The organism is Streptomyces diacarni (assembly GCF_003323715.1).
GTDB classification, from domain to species: domain Bacteria; phylum Actinomycetota; class Actinomycetes; order Streptomycetales; family Streptomycetaceae; genus Streptomyces; species Streptomyces diacarni.
The window spans coordinates 1-15,018 of the sequence record NZ_QOIN01000039.1 but is presented as its reverse complement, the minus strand read 5'-3'; the positions used below and the strand labels follow the sequence as shown (position 1 = coordinate 15,018).

At 71.2% G+C, this 15,018-nt stretch carries 13 protein-coding genes and 2 pseudogenes; 5 read left to right on the top strand and 10 right to left on the bottom strand.

Translation table 11 applies throughout. The features are described from left to right. Positions 1–12 precede the first annotated feature (12 nt). Entirely contained in the window at positions 13–810 is a 798-nt protein-coding gene (locus DTL70_RS10035) for an SDR family NAD(P)-dependent oxidoreductase (protein WP_114021535.1), read from the top strand. A 162-nt stretch (positions 811–972) separates the two neighbouring features. Continuing rightward, positions 973–1,728 (top strand): SDR family NAD(P)-dependent oxidoreductase, encoded by a 756-nt coding sequence (locus tag DTL70_RS10030; protein WP_114021534.1) that lies wholly within the window; start codon positions 973–975, stop codon positions 1,726–1,728. 118 nt (positions 1,729–1,846) lie between these two features. Here DTL70_RS10030 and DTL70_RS10025 read toward each other — a convergent pair whose 3' ends face one another. Beyond that, a complete protein-coding gene (locus tag DTL70_RS10025) occupies positions 1,847–2,458 on the bottom strand; it encodes a hypothetical protein (protein ID WP_114021533.1) in 612 nt (203 codons plus the stop codon). Between the two features lie 410 nt (positions 2,459–2,868). Here DTL70_RS10025 and DTL70_RS10020 point away from each other — a divergent pair, with 410 nt between their 5' ends. Then, entirely contained in the window at positions 2,869–3,285 is a 417-nt protein-coding gene (locus tag DTL70_RS10020) for a hypothetical protein (RefSeq protein WP_114021532.1), read from the top strand. Between the two features lie 133 nt (positions 3,286–3,418). Here DTL70_RS10020 and DTL70_RS10015 read toward each other — a convergent pair whose 3' ends face one another. Continuing rightward, positions 3,419–4,852: an MFS transporter gene (locus tag DTL70_RS10015; protein WP_181860867.1), complete on the bottom strand. Its 1,434-nt coding sequence runs from the start codon at positions 4,850–4,852 to the stop codon at positions 3,419–3,421. Between the two features lie 243 nt (positions 4,853–5,095). Between DTL70_RS10015 and DTL70_RS10010 the strand changes: the two genes are divergently transcribed. After that, positions 5,096–5,518, top strand: coding sequence for a VOC family protein (locus DTL70_RS10010; RefSeq protein WP_181860866.1), 423 nt, complete (start codon positions 5,096–5,098; stop codon positions 5,516–5,518). A gap of 141 nt (positions 5,519–5,659) precedes the next feature. On the opposite strand, the gene DTL70_RS10005 is transcribed toward DTL70_RS10010, so the two are convergent. The 6 genes from DTL70_RS10005 to DTL70_RS09980 all read right to left on the bottom strand — a co-directional run bounded on the left by DTL70_RS10005 (position 5,660) and on the right by DTL70_RS09980 (position 13,419). Continuing rightward, on the bottom strand, positions 5,660–6,169 hold the full coding sequence (locus DTL70_RS10005; RefSeq protein WP_245979273.1) for an MSMEG_1061 family FMN-dependent PPOX-type flavoprotein: 510 nt from the start codon (positions 6,167–6,169) through the stop codon (positions 5,660–5,662). Positions 6,170–6,517: 348 nt separating this feature from the next. Beyond that, on the bottom strand, positions 6,518–8,587 hold the full coding sequence (locus tag DTL70_RS10000; protein WP_114021531.1) for an iron ABC transporter permease: 2,070 nt from the start codon (positions 8,585–8,587) through the stop codon (positions 6,518–6,520). 4 nt (positions 8,588–8,591) lie between these two features. Further along, complete coding sequence (locus DTL70_RS09995; RefSeq protein WP_114021530.1) at positions 8,592–9,566, bottom strand: ABC transporter substrate-binding protein; 975 nt, start codon at positions 9,564–9,566, stop codon at positions 8,592–8,594. Then, positions 9,563–10,423 (bottom strand): ABC transporter ATP-binding protein, encoded by an 861-nt coding sequence (locus DTL70_RS09990; RefSeq protein WP_114021529.1) that lies wholly within the window; start codon positions 10,421–10,423, stop codon positions 9,563–9,565. Before DTL70_RS09990 ends, DTL70_RS09995 begins: the two co-directional genes overlap by 4 nt. 111 nt (positions 10,424–10,534) lie before the next feature. Beyond that, the gene (locus DTL70_RS09985) at positions 10,535–12,178 is read right to left on the bottom strand and encodes a VWA domain-containing protein (protein ID WP_114021528.1); all 1,644 of its coding nucleotides are present in this window, start codon (positions 12,176–12,178) and stop codon (positions 10,535–10,537) included. Next, the gene (locus DTL70_RS09980) at positions 12,175–13,419 is read right to left on the bottom strand and encodes an AAA family ATPase (protein WP_245979200.1); all 1,245 of its coding nucleotides are present in this window, start codon (positions 13,417–13,419) and stop codon (positions 12,175–12,177) included. Before DTL70_RS09980 ends, DTL70_RS09985 begins: the two co-directional genes overlap by 4 nt. 405 nt (positions 13,420–13,824) lie before the next feature. On the opposite strand from DTL70_RS09980, the gene DTL70_RS09975 reads away from it, so the two are divergent. Further along, complete coding sequence (locus tag DTL70_RS09975) at positions 13,825–14,481, top strand: trimeric intracellular cation channel family protein (protein WP_114021527.1); 657 nt, start codon at positions 13,825–13,827, stop codon at positions 14,479–14,481. An 82-nt stretch (positions 14,482–14,563) separates the two neighbouring features. Here DTL70_RS09975 and DTL70_RS09970 read toward each other — a convergent pair. Beyond that, positions 14,564–14,902 (bottom strand): annotated as a pseudogene (locus DTL70_RS09970) (PaaI family thioesterase); the annotation flags it as partial. Between the two features lie 16 nt (positions 14,903–14,918). Continuing rightward, positions 14,919–15,018 (bottom strand): annotated as a pseudogene (locus DTL70_RS34185) (IS5 family transposase); the annotation flags it as partial.

The following is a 15,018-nucleotide window of genomic DNA, read 5'->3' as shown; positions in this document are numbered from 1 at the left end:
GGAAGCACAGACATGGAACGTCTCAAGGACAAGGTCGCGGTCGTCACCGGGGCGGGCAGCGGCATCGGCCGTGCCGCCGCGCAGCTGATCAGCGGCGAGGGCGCCAGGGTCGTGGTGGCCGACTACGACACCGCGGCCGCCGAGGAGTCCGCCGCGCTCATCGAGCAGGACGGCGGACAGGCCCTGGCCGTGACGGTGGACGTCACGGACGAGGACTCGATCGCGCGCATGACCGCCTCAGCCGTCAGCGAGTTCGGTGGCCTGCACGTGCTCTGCAACCACGTGGGCGGCACGAATCCGCGCGTCGACCTGGACGTCCTGCGCATGGACATGGACGAGTTCGACCGTGCCGTCGCCCGCAACCTGCGCAGCACGCTCCTGGGGACCCGGCACGCACTCCCGCACATGATCCGGGCGGGAGGCGGATCGATCATCAACACCGCGTCCGTCGCCGCACTGGTCGGCGACGTCCTGCAGACGTCCTACGGTGCGGTCAAGGCCGCCGTGGTCAACATCACCAAGTCCACCGCCGTCCAGTACGGGCCCCACAACGTGCGCTGCAACGCCGTCGCCCCCGGAGCGGTCGTGACCCCCGCGCTGGAGAACAACCTGCCCGAAGACGTCGTCGAGAGCCTCAAGAAGGGCAACGCTCTGCCCCGTCTCGGCTCGCCCGAGGACATCGGCCACACCATGGTCTTCCTCGCCTCGGACGAGTCCCGCTACCTCACCGGCCAGCTCCTGGTCGTCGACGGGGGGATGACCATGCAGTCGTCCGCCGCTCCCGGCCGCCGCGCCCAGCTCCCCGTCTGAGCCGCGGCGTCGGACCACCTCCGCCGTGCTCCGCCCCCCCCCGGGTGTGCGGGCGGGCCCGGCCCGCGTGTGACACCTCACGCACCCACGCACACCCACGTACGCGGGCTCACCCACCCACACGCACGTGGAAACGCACGCACACACGAAAGGCAGCTCACCATGGATCCCCAGACCCTGCAGGGCAAGTCCGTCATCGTCACAGGGGGCGCTTCGGGCATCGGCGGCGCCATCACCAGGCTCTTCGTCGCCCGAGGGGCCCGCGTCGTGGTCGTCGACCTGCAACAGGAGGCGGGGCACGCGCTCGCCGCGGAACTGGGCGACGCCGTCGTCTTCCTGCGGGGTGACGTCTCGGACCGGGCCGTCGCGGACACGGCCGTGGCGACCGCGGTGGAGCGCTTCGGCTCCCTCGATGTGCTGGTCAACAACGCGAGCGTGTCCCGCCAGAAGCCGTTCGAGGAGCAGACGGACGACGACTGGAACCTCGCGATGGACACCGGCCTGTACGCCACCCGCAACTTCATGCTCGCCGCTCTGCCCGAGCTGACGAAGTCCGGCAACGCTTCCGTCATCAACTTCGGCTCCGGGGCCGGGCTCAACGGCCAGCCCAACCAGGCCTCCTACGCGGCTGCGAAGGAGGCCATCCGCGGCCTGAGCCGTGTCGCCGCGAACGAGTGGGCGCCGCTCGACATCCGCGTCAACGTGGTCTGCCCGATGGCCCTGACAGCCGGGGTGGCCAAGTGGGCCGAGGCGCGTCCCGAGCAGTACGCGCAGTCCGCCGCCGCCGTGCCCCTGGGGCGCTTCGGGGACCCCGACCGCGACGTCGCCCCCATCGTGGCCTTCCTCGCGAGCGACGACGCCCAGTACATGACCGGGCAGACCGTCATGGCCGACGGGGGCTCCGTCAAGCTGCGGTGACCGTGCTGTCCGCTCACACGATGCCCGCCTCTGGCGCTGTCCGCTCGGGTGTCGCCCGCCGCCGCCTGCGGGTCGTGGCGGGTTCGTGAGCGGACAGTGCGGCGGCAGCGGGCCTGGCCTACGGCGAGTGGTTCTTCTGGCCTCGCCTCCGGCGTTGTTCGGCGATGACGACCCCCACGTGTACCGCGATCACCAGTGCCATGCCGAAGCTCGCCCACAGAACCCACCAGAACTGGTCGTCGAGGTCCAAGGAAGGCAGCCGGCCGTTCGGGTCGTAGGCCACCGACAGCCGGGTGCGGTCCTTCTCGTCGGTGGTGTCCTCTCCTTGTCGAGCCGTCAGTTCGCTCCCCAAGGAATCGGTCCGCCCGTCAGCGCACGCCAGCCGACGGTGGGTGTAGGTCGTGTAGCCGCCGGGGCTGTACCGCTTCCAGGTGCGCTCCTCGGTCACGGTGCACGTGTGCTGTGGAGCGACCGCGTTGAACGCCACCACATAGCCGGCGAGAACGGTGGCGACCAGGACGAGGCCCACGACGAACGCGAGGGGAGCAGACCCCTGGTCCACGAAACGGCTGTGGATCCGGCAGCCGAGCGCCAGCGCGAGCGCGACACAGACCGAGCCGAGCAGCAGGTACAGCGGGTGGACGCGCAGGGCCAGCCAGGCGACACCGACGAAGGCGGCCACGAGCAACGGTGCGGCGCACAACGCGGACAGCAACCGCAACGGAAACATCGTTCTCCTTCGAGCGCGCGTCGGGCCGGGGGCTTCCCGCCCGGGAGCTGTGCTCCTCGGAATGGACGCTCCGTGCCCGTCGTTCGCTTCCGATCACAGCACCCGTCGAGTTGTTCAGCACTGCCTCTTCCCCACAGAACAAACGCTTCCAAGCGCCTCGCTCCTCCACCGCGTCCCAGTTCGGGCCGGTGGCGGCGCGGCAGCGAAGGCCTGCGCGGTGGGAGGAGGGGGATGACCTCGGCGCGGGTATGGCCGACGATGCTCCGTGACGAGGGGACACAGGAATGCGACATGTTCGACGCGCTGCGTACGGGGCACTGATCGGCGGAGCACTGTTACTGGTCAGCGCTTGCGGAGATTCTTCTCCCACGCTGGGAAGCCAGGTCGGTGTTCCGGTAGGCGGTCTGATCGTGGCGGAGGAGGATCCCGGCAAGTTGTACGTCACGCCCGTCAAGGTGCGCGAAGGTCGTCGTTCGGACCTGAAGGGCGTCAAAGTAGCTGACGACTCTCTCGGCGGCGTGAGACCGCCCCGTGGCCTCCCGTACTACGTGGACCTCACGTTCGAGAACCAGTCGGGAGAGGAACTGTCCGGGCCGCCGAAGATGTTCGGTACCGACTCCGAGGGGCACGACCTCGAGCAGTTGGAGGTGACGGAGCCAAGCGTGTTCCGCCCCTGTCCTGAGGAGGACGACCAGGGTGATGCGGATGGGGACGGGCTTCTGGACCAGTTCGAGTCCCGGAAGGTGTGCGCTCTGTTCGTGGTACCGCGAGGCGCCACTCTGGAGGAGCTGGAGCTCAAGGACGTGACCTGGAAGGTCTCAACGTGACCCCTCCGAAGGTCTGACGGGAGCGCGGGAGGCAAACAGGCGTTTCCGTCCGGTGCAGTCGTCGGGCGCTGCACCGGACGGACGGGGCTCCAGTGGCCGAACGGCGACGTCCCGCTCAGCCTTCAAGGGCGCTTCACGGCTCGACAGCCGTCTCCACCTCGTCCCTCCGGGACGTTCCGGCGGACCGCGCGCCGCTGTGTTCGGTGCGCAGCGCCGTGAGCATTCCCAGAGCGGACAGGAGAGCGAAGCCCAGGAGGAGCCACCGTGCGGAGGAGACCAGCGAGGGGCCGCCCACGTTGACCAGGAGACCGGCGAGCGCCGCACCGAACGCGGTGGACATCGTCAGCACGGTCGCGATCGCCGCGGCGGCCTTCTCTCCTTCCCGCTTGTCCGTCGTGCTGGTCATCGCGGCGACCGACAGGTGGGGCATGGCGAGGCCGATGCCGGCCCCGGCGATGAGGAGCACGGGCAGCCAGACGAGGACCACCGGCATCGACGCGTCGCGCTGCTGCAGCATGGCGAGGACGGCGAGCCCGGCGGCGAGCAGCCCGGGTCCGGTCGTCCGCAGCAGGCGTACGGTCCGTGGCCGGTGCGCGGAGGAGCTCACGACCTGGGTGAGGGACCAGCCGAGTGACAAGGCGGCGCCGAAGAACCCGGCTGCCAGCGGGGGAAGACCGCCGAGCCGCTGGCCGAACAGCGGAAGGAAGGTCTCCACGGCGACCCCCGAGGCGAGCAGCGCGATGGTCAGGTAGACCCAGCGCAGAGTCGAGCCGGCCTGGTAGGTCGGGCGGGGCAGCACGCGCACACTGGTGCGCTTCTCGGTCCGCACGAAGGCCCAGACCAGTGTGAGAGCCAGGGCCAGCAGAGCCACCCTCACCAGCGTGTCCGAGATGACCCCGGCGACGCTCACCGCGCCCGCCGTCCCGACGACCAGCAGCAGCGAGCGGAGCGCGACCGGCACCGGTGCGCCCCCGGCGCCGCCGTTGCGCGGAAGCCCCTTCGGTACCAACGCCGCGAGCACCACCGAGCCGAGAGCCAACACGACGAAGGCCAACCGCCACGACCCGAACTGCGCGAAGAGCCCGCCCAGTGCCGGGCCGACGAAGTTGCCCAGGCCGAACATGGCGGAGATCAAGGCGCTGCCGCGTACCCACAAGCGTTGTGGGAGCGCCGAATGGATCAGAGCGAACCCCAGGCCGGTCAGCAAGCCTGCCCCCAGCCCCTGGACGCCGCGGCCGACCAGCAGTACCGGCATCACGGGACTCGCCGCGCACAGCGCCGAGCCCGCGGCGAAGACTCCGAAGCCCAGCAGGTACGCACCGATGTTGCCGCTCTTCGCCAGCGTCCAGCTCACGAGCATGGTCGCGACCACCTGGCCGATCAGGAACACGGTCATGTTCCACGCGTAGAGCCGTTCGCCGCCGATGTCCGCGACTGCTGTCGGCAGCAGGCTCGCGGCCAGATAGATGTTGATGGCGCCCACGAGAACGCCACCGGCCAGCACCACGACGGTGCCCAGGTGGCTGCCGAGTTCCCGCCACGATCCGACGCTTCGACTGCTGTTCACTCGCGTTCCTTACTCCCGGTGTTGTCTTTCTCGCGGGAATCATGGCGGCGCGCGGGACCCCGGTAATCCGGCAAATCGGGCGTGACTTGCATCACAATTTCCCTCGCCGGTCCGTTCGGGACTGTGGTCGGTCAGCGCCGGGAGAGCGGGAGCAACGGACGCGGGTTTTTCCGCGACGCACCGAACGAGCGCACGTAGAGTGCAGGTGTGATCGCTGCGCCGAACCTCTGATCTGGAGGGTTCATGACCATCAACCGGGCCTTTGCCAACATCCTCTCCGACGATCTGGCCGGGACACGGGACTTCTTCGTCGATCTCCTCGGATTCACCGTGGCGTTCGACAGTGACTGGTTCGTCAACCTGCAAGCGCCGGACAACCCGCTGAACGAACTGGGCATCTGGCGCCGTGAGCACGAGTTGGTCCCGGAGGCGTACCGGGGCAGAGCCCAGGGCGCCGTGCTGACCTTCGTGGTGGACGACGTGGAGGCGGTGTACGCACGGGCGGTGGCGGCCGGTACGAGAATCGTCGAACCGCCGCGCGACACCTTCTACGGGCAGCGCAGCATGTTGGTCGAAGACCCCAACGGGCAGGTGATCGACGTGTCCACACCCGGAACGCCGTCACCCGAGTTCCTGGCGGAGATGCGCGAGAAGTACGGCAGCTGAACGTGCGCCCCGGGGAAACGGGCCGCGCGCAGTGCACATTCGCGGCGCCCGGGGTATACCGCGTGCACCGGGCTTATCGCGTGCACCGGACTCACCGCGCGCACCGAGCACGCGATGGCCCGTCACCCGGCCCAGCGCACGTCACCCGCGCGTAGCCGGTGCGTTCTTGGCGCCCCACAGCTGGGAGCGGTTGAGTGACTGCGGGCAGTGCAGGTAGATCTCGTCGATCCCGACCAGCAGCGCGAGTCTGGGGCGCCGGCCCTTGACGGCCATCGCGTCGAAGAACGGCGCGTCCTTCAGGACATGGGCGCGGCCGTTGATCCGCAGCACCTCGGAGGAGCCGGGGATGAGGAAGACCAGGCCGACGTGCGGGTTCTCCAGGATGTTGTGGAAGCTGTCACCCCGGCGGTTGCCGGGAAGGTCGGGCAGCGCCAGCGTGCCGCGGTCCAAGGCTCGGGCGAACCCGGCTCGACCGCCTCGAGGTGAGGCGTCGCAGTTGCCGGACGCGTCGGAGGTGGCGAGGATGCCGAACGGCGAACGCGCCAGCATGTCCAGGTCGGCGTCGGTCAGCCGCTGGTGCACCTTGTCCACCACCACCGGGTGCGGCTGACCGAGGAGTTCACGCAGCTCCTCGGCGGAGTCGACCGGCAGGAGGCCGGTGCGCTCCGCGCTCTCCGGCGGCTGCTCGCCGTCGACCGCGCTACCGGCGCCGTTCGCATCGGCGCCGTTCGCATCGGCGTTGTTCGTCACGGCTCCGTTCGCATCGGTGGCGTTGCTGGTGTCGGTGGCACCGGTGTCGTCGGTTGCCGGTATGAGGCTGGGCACGTACGGACTCCAGATGTGGTCCTGCGCGAGGCGGCGCTGCGCCGCCCGGACAGGTCGTGGACGCAAGGGAGGGGTTCGACTGCCTTCGGCAGCCGGCCGCTCCGCACTCCGGGCCGGGGCGCGAAGTACGGAGCGCGGCAGATTTCTGCCACTTCCTGCTGCTCCTGCCGCCGCCTACCGCCGACTGCGGACGAGGAGATGGAGGAAGTAGGGCGTTCCGACGACGGCCGTCATGAGGCCGGCGCCGAGCTGCGCCGGGGCGATGACCGTACGGCCCAGCAGGTCCGCCACGGCGACGAGAACGGCACCCAGGAGCATCGCCACCGGCACACTCCGCACGTGCCGGCGCCCCACCAGGGCGCGGGCCGCGTGCGGTGCCACGAGCCCCACGAAGCCGATGGTGCCGGCCGCCGCGACGGCGGTTGCGCTCAGCAACACGGCGACCGCGAGGAAGCCGAGCCTGCCTCGCGCGAGGGTCAGGCCCAGGAGCCTGGGGGTGTCCTCGTCGAGTGAGACGAGGTCGAGCTCCTTGCGTCGTGCGACCGCCACGGCCGCGCCGGCGGCGAGGACGACCGCGAGGGGCAGCACGTCGGTCGCGGTGCGCCCGTAGGTCGACCCCGACAGCCAGGTCAGCGCCTTCGTCGCGTTGAAGGGGTCGGTCAGGACGATGAACAGGCTGGTGAGCGCGGTCGTTCCGGAGGCCACCCCGATGCCCACCAGGACGAGACGGTTCTGCTGGAACCCGCCGCGCGCGGCGAGGCCGAAGACGAGCACCGCGGTGGCCGAGGCGCCGGCGAACGCGGCGCCTGCGATGCCCCACGAGTCGGCGCCGTGCACCGTCGTGACGACGAGGACGGCGCCGAGTGCCGCCCCGCCGGAGACACCGAGGACGCCGGGTTCGGCGAGGGGGTTGCGGGTCACGGCCTGCACCAGGGTGCCGGCCAGGGCCAGCGCGGCCCCCGCGAGGAGCGCGGCGAGCACCCGCGGCACCCGGGTGTCGAGGACGAATCCGGTGGCCCGGCCCGCCTGCCCCTGCACCCAGTTCGCGACGTCTCCGAGCAGCAGCTTGGCGTCGCCGAGCAGCACAGCGGCGATCGTCACGCCGACGAGCACGGCCACGAGGACGACCGCGGTCACCACGAACGCGGTCCGGCTCGGTGTGCGCAGTCTGTCGGCCTCGGACGCGCCGCCCGTGTCCCGCATGCGCAGGGCCATCGTGACGAGGAAGAGGGCACCGACCACGCTGGTGACCGCACCCGTGGGTACCGCGACCGCGGACGCGGAGCCGGCCACCGCCCGCAACAGCACGTCGGAGCCGAGCACGAGTGCGGCGCCGGTCAGACCCGCCACGGGGATGGTCAGGCGCGCCCGGGTGAAGGGCCGGTACAGGCGCCCGAGCGGACGCACGAGCGCCGGGGCGCACAGCCCGACGAATCCGATCGGCCCGGCGAGTGTCACGGCCGCCGCGGACAGCAGCGCGGCGAGTGCGACCACCGTGAAGCGGGTGGTCCGTACCCGGACGCCGAGGCCGCGAGCGGCGTCGTCCCCCAGGGCGAGCACATCGACGCGGCGGGCGACGAGCAGCAGACCGACGAGCCCGAGCAGGGCGACGGGTGCCATCTGTGCCACACCGTCCGCCCCGTTCTGCGCGATGGAGCCGTGGCTCCACTGGTAGAGGCCGTCCGTCCGCTCGGGGAAGAGGAGCAGCAGGCCTTCGGTCACGGAGCTGACGCCGAGCGCGAGGGCGCTGCCGGCCAGCACGAGCCGGACGGTTCCCGTGCCGGGACCTGACAGGCCCAGCACGACGGCGGCCGCCACGAGACCACCGGCGAAGGCCGCCGTGGAGGAGGCCAGGACCGGTAGCGAGACTCCGGTGGCCGCGAGCAGCCCGAGGGCCAGATACGAGCCGGCGTTCACGGCCAGCGTGTCGGGGGAGGCGAGCACGTTGCGGCTCACGGCCTGCAACGCGGCGCCCGCGGCGCCGAGACCGACGCCGACCAGGAGCCCCGCGGCCATCCGTGGCAGGCGCGAGGCGATGACGACGGCGGCGTCCGACTGCCCGGCGTGACCGGTGAGCGCCTTGACCACCTCGCCGGGACCGACGGCGGCGGTGCCCTGGGCGAGGTCGACGACGGCGAGGACGGCGACCAGGAGCACGAGCGCGGCCGTCACCGCGACCGCGCCCGTCGTGGCCGTCCTGGTCCCGGCCGTGGCGGGGCTGGAGGCTGTTGCGGTGACGGCCATGGCGCTACTTCTCGAGCGCGTCGACGAGGGCGTCGGCGTAGGCCCCCATCGACGCGTGGCCGCCGAACATCCAGATGCCGGTCGGCAGCCGGTGCACGTCGCCGGCCTTCACGAAGGGCAGCGACTTCCAGGTTCTGTTGTCTTTGAGGTCCTTGGCGAACGGGTCGCGGCTGTCCTGCTCGTCGGCGATGTAGGCGAACTGGACGTCCCCGAGGTCAGTGAGCCCTTCCACGTCCGTGCTGGCGAGCCCGTAGCTCTTGTCGCCCTTGGCCTTCCAGGCGTTCTCCAGGCCCAGTTTCTCGTTGACTGCTCCGATGAGGGAGCGCCGGGTGTAGGGGCGGATCGTGACCTGGTTGGAGGCGACGTAGCCGTCGGCGAAGGCGACCTTCGTCCCGTCGAGCCCGGCCTTCTGGACGGCCTTGCGGCTCGACGCGAGCTGCGCCGTGAACCGCTTCTTGACGGTGTCGGCCCGCTTTTCCTTACCGGTGGCCTCGGCGATGAGGTCGAGGTTCTCGTCCATCTGTCCGAGCTGGTCGGACGCGTCGGCGGAGCGCACCTCCACGACCGGGGCGATCTTCCGCAGCTGCTTGACGGCGGAGGACGGCAGGTCGGTGGTGGCGACGACGAGGTCGGGGGCGAGGGAGGCGATCGTGTCCATGCTCGGCTCGCCGCGCGTACCGATGTCCTTGGGGCTGTTGGTCAGCTTCGCCGCGGAGTTCCACGTCTTGTAGCCCTTGACGTCGGCGACGCCGACGGGCTCGACGCCGAGCGAGACGAGGTTCTCGACGACGTTCCACTCGGTGCCGACGACCTTCTTGGCGGGACCGTCGAGAGTCACCTTCGCGCCGGTCGCGTCGGTGAGGGTGATGCGGCCGGATTTCGCGTCCGCGCCGGTGGAGGCGGACTCGGTCGTCCCGCAGCCGGCCAGGACGACGGCCGCGGCGGTGGCGGCGAACGCGGTGATCAGAGGGCGTCTCATGGGATGGTGCTGAGCCTTTCACTTCGCATGTGGTGCCGGCCGACCGCGCGGGTCCGCAGCCGGCCGGTCAGGGGGTCGGTGTCGACGACGATCCGGATGCCGTAGGCCTCGGTCAGGCGCTGCGGCGTCAGGACGTCGCAGGGGGCACCTTCGGCGGTGATCCGTCCCGCGTGGAGCAGGGCGATCCTGTCGGCGACGGCCGCCGCCTGGTCGAGGTCGTGCAGGACGACGCCCACCGAGATCGCGTGGTCGTCGGCCAGGTCGCGGATCAGGTCGAGGAGTTCGACCTGGTATCTCAGGTCGAGATAGGTCGTCGGTTCGTCCAGGAGGAGCACACCCGTCTGCTGGGCGAGGCAGCTCGCGAGCCATACGCGCTGCAACTGGCCGCCCGACAGGTGCTCGGCTCCGCGCCGGGCCAGGTCCTCGACGCCCGTCATGCGCAGCGCGCGCTCCACAGCGGCGCTCCCGTCGGGGTCCTGTCCGCCCCAGCGGCCCCGGTAGGGGTAGCGGCCGAACTCGACGAGGTCGCGGACGGTGAGGCCACTGGGTGTGGGGCGGCCCTGCGTGAGCAGGGCGACGCGGCGCGCGAACTCGCGCGAGGTGAGGGCCAGGCCGTCGGTTTCCCCGTCGAGGGTGAGTGTGCCGCTGCGTGCGCGTTGCAGGCGCGCGAGGGTGCGCAGCAGTGTCGACTTCCCGCTCCCGTTCGGGCCGACGAGCGCGGTGATGCGGCCGGGGTGGAGTGTGAGGGCGGCCCCGTGCACGACATCGACCTCGTCGTAGGCCACGGTCACACCTTCGGCTGCCAGGCCGTGCCCGCGCGGACGCGAGGCAGCGGCGGCGTGTTCACCAACGCTCATGCACGTAGGTTAGCCTAACCTAAGTGACTCGCCGAGAGGTGGACTGCCGCAGGCGCCCGAGGGCCGGAGGGGCGAAGATCCGGGGCCCGGGTGCTCGGGGGAGAAGCCGGGTCAGATCACGCGGAAGAGATCGGCGGCCGCCTGGACGTCCGTGAGGTCCTCGACGGAACGCAGGTTGTCGCACAGGGCGTCGAGGACCGAGCCGGCTCCGGCGGCGTCCGGCGCGCCGATCGCCACGCCGAAGGCACGGAAACCCAGCAGCCGCTTGGCGTCGTTCCAGCCGCGCATCCACTCCTCGGTGACCTCGCACTCGTCGTCCGTGAGCATGACGATGTCGCCGCGCTCGCGGGCGGAGTCGTTGTACTCCTCCTCCAGCAGCTCACTGGCCGCGCTCAGCGGTCTCTCATAGCTGGTGCCGCCGCCGAGGAAGGCCTCCGCGAAGTCGAGCACCTGCGCGATAGCGGCGGGCCGGTCGGCCGGGAAGCGGTGGATGCGGAGCTTGTCGGCGGCGGAGAACAGGATGCCGACGAAGTCGCGCCCGGCCTGGCGGGCCTGATCCAGCAGCGCCAGCGCGCAGGCCTTGGCCCACGCCTCCCGGGTGACTCCGCCGGGCCCCGCCTCGTACATCGAGTGCGAGGTGTCCACACACGCGATGATGGCGCCCCGGCCCGTGGTCTCCTCGTCCTGGCTGTCGTAGAGCATCAGCTCCCCGGCGGCGTAGCGTGCGGCGAACACCGCGCGCAGCTCGGGCACGCCCAGGTTGGCCAACTCGGAGGGGATGACCCGGGAAAGGTCGTCCCCGAGCGTGACACCGACCAGCTGACCGGCGGCGCTCTCCACCTTGCGGGCGCGTTCACCGCCGGCCATCTGCCGGAAACGGCCGATCAGCTCGGCCCATTGCGCGAGCCGGCTGGTGCGCAGCCGGTCGGCGAGGCGGGCACGCTCGTCGAAGGGCATCCGCTCCAGCTCGCCGGCACCGACGCCCCACGCCCGCACCAGCGCGGTTTCCTCCCGCACGGTCGCGGCCGCCTCCGCCACCGCGCTCGGCGCCGCGGAACGGATCCCGGGGCCCGCCGCCGTGAGGCTCAGGGCGGCGTGCTGGGCGGCCCGCTGCGCGGCGGCCTCTGCGGCCTCCGCGGTCTCGATCGCCTCGTGCACGGCGTCGGCGGCCGGGCTGTGCACCGTGCCGCCCTCGTCCGCGCCCTCGGCGGCCCGGCGGAGCGCCTCGGCCACGGCCCTCGCCGCGTCTGCGGCCTCCTGCTGGGCCCTGCTCGCATGCTCCGACCGTGCCCGCGCCTCCCCGCACCGCTTCAGCATCCGGCGCAGGACCGGGGCCTGGGCGAGTACGGCCACGGCGGCGACGTACGGGTCACCGCACGTCTCCCGCCGCAGCTCGGCCCACTCCGGCGACTCCGCCAGCGCGCCGACGATCTGGTGGTTGACCAGGCGGGAAGGGTGCATCGCCGCGCGCTCGCGCAACCGCGGATCGAGCTGGTACGCGGCCAGGAACACGTCGGCCAGCAGATCGTCGGCGGCGTCGTGGCGGCCGGCCAGCTCCTCGGCCAGTTCGCGCAGTGCGGCCGCCTGAGCGAAGGTGTCGCGCCAGGTGAGCAGGTCGAACGGGTCCGCGACCAGAGCCGAGGTGTGCCGCTCGGGCGCGGCGGCGGACAGCCCCAGCCACTTCGCGGACCTGCCGGTCAGCTCGCCGAGTCCGTGCGGTGTCGCGTTCGTCGCCGCTGTCTCCTCGGTGCTCACAGCTGGGACTGCACCATGCTCGCGTCCATACCGAGAGCCTCGGTCAGAACCCGGACGCGGACCGCGCGCTGGCGCCCGGAGACCCGGTCGATGGCAGCGGTCGAGCGCCCGGCACCCGCCGCCTCCTCACGCAGCTTCTCCAGCCTCCTCCCGGCCGTGGCGAGCTTGTTGTGGGCCTTCGTGATGACCCACTCGCTCAGCGCCTCGCGAGACTGTCCGGCCATGGCGTCGAGCTGGGCCTCCAGCTCGTCCATGGTGTCGGCCAGGTCCAGCGCCTCCTTGGCGTCCGGATTGACCAACTGGAGCACCTCGCGCTCGACCGTCGGGCGTTGGGCGGGGGAGTCCCACAGCACATGGGTGAGCACCGACAGGTCGGTCTCGGCGACCGCCGGGCGTCCTTCGAGATACGCGGACGCCTGGAGAAGACCGACCGACTGGCGCCAGCGGCGGTCGGAGGCGACCAGCTCCTTGCGGCGCAGCGCGGCCCGCAGCGTACACACCGCGTCCACGATCACATCGGGTACCTCGACCGCCGGAACGGCTTCCACCACGGCCTGCCGCAGCGCGGCCAACTCGACCGTCGTACGCTTCGGTGCCGCCGGGCGGCCGACGGCGGAGCGGACCAGCGCGGCGAAGTTCGAGGGGTCGGACAGGTAACCGACCTCGATTCGCACCAGCAGCCGGTCGTAGATCGCGGCCAGATCCTCCCCGCTGGGCAACTCGTTGCTCGCCGTGATCGCCCCGATCAACGGGCACGGGATCGGCGCGCCGCCGTTCTCGGGATGGTAGATCCGCTCGTTCAAATAGCCCAACGTCTCGTTCAACGCCGCCGCTGAGCACTTGAATATCTCGTCGATGAACGCGACATGCGCGGTCGTGGCCCGGCCGTCGTACACCTGGCGGTACTCGCCGCGGGTCAGCGCGGCGACGTCGATGGGCCCGAACATCCGCGTCGGAGCGGTGAACTTGGACAGCAGGATCTCCCAGTACGAGGCCCCCTCGATCCTGCGTGTGAGCTCCCGCGCCATCTCGGACTTCGCCGTTCCCGGCGGACCGAGCACCAACGAGTGCTGCCCGGCCAGCAGCGTCACCACCAGCGTCCGCACCACGTCGTCCCGCTCGTAGAAACGGTCCGACAACTCGTCGCTGATCGCCCGCAGCGTCCCGGCCGTGGCGAGCGGGCCCGCCGGGGTCTGCGGATCCCGTGGATCGTGCGGCTCTTGCGCGTCCGGCGCGCCCATGTGCAGCTCCTTGCCTGTGACGCCGCCCCTGCCGGGCGGGCCGACGAGATGGCCCGTTCCCTCCCCGGAGCCACGACGAAGCGACGCGTTTGCTGCGGGCGACAGCGGTGACGCCGGGCTGGTCATCAAAAACGATTCTTTGCCCGAGTAACATAACGCGGACACCAGGAGAGCCGCCTGGCATCGATCAGCACGACTCGGCGCCCCATGCTCGTCGCCGCATACGTGCGAGCCGCCCGCTCCTGCGGACATGCCCCCGCCCCGAGCCTCCGACCTCAGGCGGGCGCGCAGCTCGGCCAGGTCCGCTGCCGGTGTGGTGGCCGGCCGCACCCGATTGCCGCATTCGAGGGCGGCATGTGCAGTACACCCACCGCGACGAGAGCCCTCGCGGGGTATGCGGTCTGTATGAGTTCCGAACCTCCGCCCCTGCTCGCCCTGGATCTGACCGGCACGTTCGCTTTCGGGCTCAACGGAGCGCTGACAGCTGTGCGCGCGGCACGCCTGGACGTGGTCGGAGTGATCGTTCTCGGCATGATGACAGCGCTGGGCGGTGGTGTCCTTCGCGACGTCCTTCTCGACTCACTGCCGCCCGCGACCCTCCGCGACTGGCGTTACTACACGCTCGCCGCCGCCGGCGGCCTGATCGCCTTCGGCCTCAGCAAGCACCTGCACCGGCTGGAGACACCGATCACGATTCTCGACGCGGTCGGGCTGAGCGCGTTCGCCGTCATCGGCGCCGGCAAAGCCCTCGATTTCGGGCTGGCCCCCGCACCGGCGGTCCTGCTGGGCGTGCTCACCGCGGTAGGCGGCGGTACCCTCCGTGACACGCTCGTCCGCCGGATCCCCTCGGTGCTCAGCAGCGGCCTGTACGCCGTCCCCGCCCTTGTGGGCGCCGCGCTCACCGTCCTCACCGTCCGGACGGGCATCTACGGTCTGCCCGCCGCACTGGGCGCCGCCGTGACCTGTTTCCTCATCCGCATGCTCGGCCTCCACTTCAGCCTCAACGCCCCCGAACCACCCGAGACGTCCGGCCGCCCGGAACCACCCCACGACGGCACGTAGACCGGCCGACGCGTCCTGCGCCTGAGCCTGCGTCTGAAACTGTGCCTCCTCTTCCTCCTCGGCCGGAGCCGGCCCGGGCGTGTCAGCTCGGGGGCCGGACGGCCTGGGTCTGGGTGGTCTGGGCGACCAGGCGGTGCTCGTCGTCGTGCAGATCGGTCTGCACGACGACGAGCGTGCGGCCCACGTGCAGCGGGCGGGACGTGGCGTGGACGGTGCCGCCCCGTACTGCGCGGAAGAAGTTCGTCTTCGACTCGATCGTCGACGTGCTCCCACCCGGCGGCAGGTTGAGGTAGGCGCAGGCGGCGCCCGCCGCGTCGGCCAGAGACATCAGCGCGCCGCCGTGCAGTGCCCCGCCGACCGTGCACAGGTCCGCCGCCCAGGCGAGGCTCCCGGTGACGCGCTGAGGGGAAGCCTCGCCTAGGAGTTGTCTTCAAATGTCACGCCCACATCAGGAGTGAGGCGAGGGTGACGGCTGCTTGGTAGGACTCGGCGGTCTTGTCGTAGCGGGTCGCGATGCCACGCCACTGCTTGAGTCGG